This window comes from Protofrankia sp. CiP3, from assembly GCF_917627345.1.
In the GTDB taxonomy this organism is placed as follows: domain Bacteria; phylum Actinomycetota; class Actinomycetes; order Frankiales; family Frankiaceae; genus Protofrankia.
The window spans coordinates 1-5152 of the sequence record NZ_CAKJTM010000134.1; the positions used below are offsets into that span (position 1 = coordinate 1).

General features: G+C 70.9%; 4 protein-coding genes. All 4 read left to right on the forward strand.

What is annotated here, in order from left to right; all coding sequences use genetic code 11:
• Positions 1 to 465 precede the first annotated feature (465 nt).
• Positions 466 to 1494, forward strand: coding sequence for an N-acetyl-gamma-glutamyl-phosphate reductase (gene argC / locus MJ797_RS24045; protein ID WP_239341535.1), 1029 nt, complete (start codon positions 466 to 468; stop codon positions 1492 to 1494).
• Positions 1495 to 1676: 182 nt separating this feature from the next.
• Positions 1677 to 2828: a bifunctional glutamate N-acetyltransferase/amino-acid acetyltransferase ArgJ gene (gene argJ, locus MJ797_RS24050; RefSeq protein ID WP_239341537.1), complete on the forward strand. Its 1152-nt coding sequence runs from the start codon at positions 1677 to 1679 to the stop codon at positions 2826 to 2828.
• Positions 2825 to 3820: an acetylglutamate kinase gene (gene argB / locus MJ797_RS24055; protein ID WP_239341539.1), complete on the forward strand. Its 996-nt coding sequence runs from the start codon at positions 2825 to 2827 to the stop codon at positions 3818 to 3820. Before argJ ends, argB begins: the two co-directional genes overlap by 4 nt.
• Positions 3817 to 5016, forward strand: a complete 1200-nt coding sequence (locus MJ797_RS24060; protein WP_239341541.1) for an acetylornithine transaminase — start codon at positions 3817 to 3819, stop codon at positions 5014 to 5016. The genes argB and MJ797_RS24060 overlap by 4 nt, the downstream gene beginning before the upstream one ends.
• Positions 5017 to 5152 lie beyond the last annotated feature (136 nt).

A 5152-nucleotide genomic window follows, 5' to 3' on the forward strand; every position in this document is an offset into this window, starting at 1 on the left:
GCGTAACGCCTCCGCTGATCAGCTGCGGACCTGGACCGTCCGCGTTCTGAGCGCTGGCACCCTCGACCAGCTCTTCGGCTAGCCGGCAGGCGCATCTGGAGGCCGGTCCCTCGAGCGTCGCACGTCGCGAGTCGGCCATCGAGGTCGCTCATGCGACCATGAAGGACGGGCCGTCGGTTCGGCTGGCGGTCGTGGCGATCGCGACTGCGGTCCCGCCGCCCGGACAGGCCGAATGGTCCCATGTCACGGTCACCCGGGTGCCGACAGAGGCCGAGGCGCGGCCACCCCGAAGCACGCCTCCTGGCTGGACACGATCGAGCAGTGGTTCGGTGTCCTGACCCGTCGACTGGTGCGCTGTGGCGACTTCGCTTCCCGTGAGGACCTCGAGGCCCTCCGTGCGGCGGGCCGGGAACGGCTGCTGACATGCTTGCATGATCATGATGATGTGTGTATAAATTTTCAGTCATGGGGATGACAGCGGCGCTGGCAGGAGCGAGCGGTTACGCGGGTGGGGAGCTGCTGCGCCTGCTGCTCGGGCATCCGGAGATCGAGATCGGCCCACTGGCGGCGGGTTCGTCGGCCGGGCAGGACGTCACCGACGTTCATCCGCATCTCCCCGGTCTCACCGGCCGGGTCTTCGCCGACGTGTCGGCTCTTGCCGACGTCGACGCCGACATCGTGTTCCTTGCCCTCCCGCACGGTAGGTCCGGCGCTGTCGCGGCGACACTGCCGGACGGCGTCCGCGTGGTCGATCTCGGAGCGGACCACCGGCTCGCCGACGCCGAGGCCTGGCAGCGGGTCTACGACGGTGACCATGCGGGAACCTGGACGTACGGGATGCCGGAGCTGCCCGGCGCACGGGCGGCGATCCGTGCCAGCAGCCGCGTCGCGGCCCCGGGCTGTTTTCCCACCGCGGTCACGCTCGCCCTCGCGCCGCTGCTGGGCGCGGGCCTGGTCGACACCGAGGACATCGTGGTGGTGGCGGCCAGCGGCACCTCGGGCGCGGGACGATCGGTCAAGGCGAACCTGCTCGGCAGCGAGGTCATGAACGACCTGACCGCTTACCGGGTCGGGCGCCACCAGCACCGCCCGGAGATCCTCCAGGCGCTGCGCGGCCTGGTGCACACGCCCGTGTCCATGTCGTTCACGACGGTGCTGGCGCCGACACCGCGTGGCATCCTCGCCACCTGTACCGCCCGACTCGGCTCGGCGGTCACCACCGATATGCTGCGCGACGCGTTGGAGGCGGCTTACGCGGGCGAGCCGTTCGTCCAGGTCCTGCCGCCGGGGCGCTGGCCCCGCACCGCGGCGACGCTGGGCGGCAACGCTGTCCACCTGCAGGTCACCGCCGATCACGAGAGCGGGCGGGCGGTGGTTGTCGCTGCCATCGACAACCTGTGCAAGGGCGCTGCCGGCCAGGCGCTGCAGTGCGCGAACCTCATGCTCGGCCTGCCGGAGGCCAGCGGCCTTACGTCGTCCGGCATCGCGCCGTAACCCGCGGCCCGCTGGCCTCCTCGATCCCGGACCTCTCGACATCTAATCGGCGGCCCGACTGGCCCAACTGGCCCGCCGTGAGGATCCGACGTCCGCCGCCTGGATTCGATCATTCGCATTCGGCCCTGCTGACAGTGGCTTTTCATACCGACGCAGTGAGGAGCGATCATGGGTGTAAAGCTGTGAGCGTGACTGCCCCGGGGGGGTTTCGGGCCGCGGGAGTGGCGGCTGGGCTCAAGCCGTCCGGGCGTCCGGATGTCGCGGTTGTCGTCAACCACGGTCCGTCGGACACGGCCGCGGGCGTGTTCACCGGCAACCGGGTGCAGGCCGCGCCCGTCATCTGGTCACGCCAGGTGCTTGCGGACGGCCGGCTGCGGGCGGTCGTCCTGAACTCCGGTGGTGCCAACGCGTGTACGGGGCCCGCCGGTTTCGCCGACACCCATCGCACCGCCGAGCACACCGCCGGCCTGCTGGGGATGGGTGCGGGCGAGGTCGCCGTCTGCTCGACCGGGCTGATCGGGATACGGCTCCCCATGGATCTGCTGCTGCCCGGCGTTACCAAGGCGGTGGCCGGGGCGTCGGCCACCGGCGGGCCGGCGGCGGCCGAGGCGATCTGTACGACCGACACCGTCAGCAAACAGGTTGTGCGCGCGGCTGGTGGAGTGACGGTCGGCGGGATGGCCAAGGGCGCCGCGATGCTCGCGCCGGCGCTCGCCACGATGCTCGTAGTGTTGACCACGGACGCGGTCGTCGACCCGGTCACCGCCGACCGTTTGCTGCGGGACGCCTGCCGTACCACCTTCGACCGGGTGGACTCCGACGGCTGCATGTCGACCAACGACACCGTGCTGCTGTTGGCCAACGGTGCCTCCGGTGTGCGGGTATCCGCGGAAACGCTCGCTGGCCTGGTGACCGAGTCCTGCGCTGACCTGGCCGGGCAGCTGCTCGCCGACGCGGAGGGCTCGACCAAGACGATCGCGATCACCGTTACCGGTGCCGCCGACGAGGCCGACGCGCTGGAGGTCGGCCGGTCGGTCGCGCGCTGCAACCTGCTCAAGTGCGCGCTCTACGGCAACGACCCGAACTGGGGCCGGGTGCTCGCGGCCGTGGGCACCACCCGCGCATCCTTCGAACCGGACGCGCTCGACGTCGCGATCAACGGAGTGTGGGTGTGCCGGGCGGGCGGGCCGGGGGAGCCGCGCGAACGCGTCGACCTGACCAGCCGGGAGGTCTCCATCCGGATCGACCTGCACGCCGGCCCCAGTGAACTGACGGTCTGGACGAACGACCTGACCGACGGGTACGTCCACGAGAACTCGGCGTACTCGACATGACCGCCGTACCGGGCGCGGGCCGGCCCCCGGCGCTGGCCCGGGGGCATGCCGCGCTGGCCAAGACCACCGTGCTGATCGAGGCGCTGCCCTGGCTGTCGCGGTTCCACGGTTCCACTGTTGTGATCAAATATGGCGGCCACGCCATGACCGACCCGGTGCTGCGGGAGGCGTTCGCCGCGGACGTCGTGTTCCTGCGCTACGCGGGCCTGCGGGTGGTCGTGGTCCACGGGGGCGGGCCGCAGATCACCGCCCATCTGGCCCGGCTCGGTGTCGAGTCGGTGTTCGCCGGTGGCCTGCGGGTGACCACTCCGGAGACGATGGAGATCGTCCGGATGGTCCTGGTCGGCCAGGTCAACCGGGATGTCGTTGGATTGATCAACAGTCACGGCCCGTTCGCGGTGGGCCTGTCCGGTGAGGACGCCAACCTGCTCACCGCGCGGCGCAAACCGGCGGTCGTGGACGGCCGCGAGATCGATATCGGGCTGGTCGGGGACGTCGTCCAGGTCGCCCCGGAGACCCTGACGGCGTTGCTGGACTCCGGCAAGGTCCCGGTGGTCGCCACCGTCGCCCGGGGGATCGACGACGGGGTCTACAACGTCAACGCCGACATTGCCGCGGCCGCTCTGGCTGCCGCGATCGGTGCGGCGAAGCTGGTCATCCTTACCGATGTCGAGGGCCTGTACGCGGACTGGCCGCACAGCGACGAGGTGATCAGCGAGCTGTCCGTGGCGGAGCTCGCTGCCCTCCTGCCGACGCTGACCACCGGGATGATCCCGAAGATGGAGGCCTGCCTGCGAGCCGTGCACGGTGGCGTGCCGCAGGCCCACGTCCTTGATGGCCGAGTGGCACACGCCGTTCTGCTGGAGGTCTTCACCGATGACGGGATCGGGACTCTGATCACGCCAGATGCGGTCGCGGTGGACACCGCCGCGACCACAGCGACCGCCGTACCCGCCGCCACGTCCGTGCATACCGTGGGAGGAACCCCATGAACGCTGACCTGCTCGATCGCCGGGATGCCGTGATCATGGCGGCTTACGGCCGCCCGCGGATCGCGTTGGAACGCGGTGCCGGCACCCGGGTGTGGGACGCGGACGGGCGCGAGTACCTCGACCTGATCGCCGGGGTCGCCGTCAGCGCCCTCGGCCACTGCCACCCGGCGGTGCAGGCCGCGGTGTGCGATCAGGTCGGGCGCCTCGGCCACGTCTCCAACCTCTATGTGAACGAACCGCAGGTCGCCCTGGCCGAGCGGCTGCTGGGACTGCTGGGCGCCGCCGGTCGGGTGTTCTTCTGCAACTCGGGCGCGGAGGCCAACGAGACGGCCATCAAGATCTCTCGGCGGACCGGCCGCACCGAGATCGTCGCAGCGGATGGATCTTTTCACGGACGTACTCTCGGCGCCTTGTCGATTACTGGCCAGGCATCCAAACGGGCGCCGTTCGAACCGCTGCTGCCCGGCGCGTGCTTTGTTCCCTACGGCGACATCGCCGCTCTGGCGGCGACGGTCAGCGACCGCACCGCCGCGGTCTTCCTGGAGCCGACGCTGGGCGAGGCAGGGGTGATCCCGCCGCCGCCCGGCTACCTGCGGGCGGCCCGTGCCATTTGCGACCGGGCCGGCGCGCTGCTCGTCCTTGACGAGATCCAGAGCGGTATCGGCCGGGCCGGCACCTGGTTCCTGCACCAGAGCGAGGCGATCGTCCCCGATATCGTGACACTGGCCAAGGGACTCGGCGGCGGCCTGCCGATCGGAGCCTGCGTCGGGTTCGGCCCGGCCGGCCAGCTCCTGCGCCCCGGCGACCACGGCAGCACGTTCGGCGGGGGGCCGATTGTCTGCGCGGCCGCGCTCGCGGTGCTCGACACCATCGAGCGGGACGGACTGATCGCGAACGCGGTGGAGGTCGGGCGCGTCCTGACCGACGGGATCCTCGACGCCGGTGTGCCGGGCGTGGTGGGGGTCCGCGGCCGTGGGCTGTGGCTGGCGATCGAGCTGAGCTCGCCGTTCGCCGCCGCCTTCGAAACCGCTGCTTGCCACGCGGGTTTCCTGGTCAATGCCGTCAGCCCGGACGCGGTGCGGCTCGCCCCGCCGTTGGTGCTCTCGGCCGCGGAGGCGGCCACGTTTGTCGCGGCGCTGCCCGCGATCGGCCGAGCGGCGCTGACCGCGGCCGAAGACTCTAAGGTCTGCGCATGATGGTGTATCCCGGCGCCCTCCTCAGCTGTGTTTCTCGGTCGCTGGCGCTCGCTGCGATGCTCGCGATGGAGGTTGGGGCGTGCGACGCTTTTTGCGCATGCCCCGGCCGACCGGGTGCGGGTGTCCCGCAAGGCAT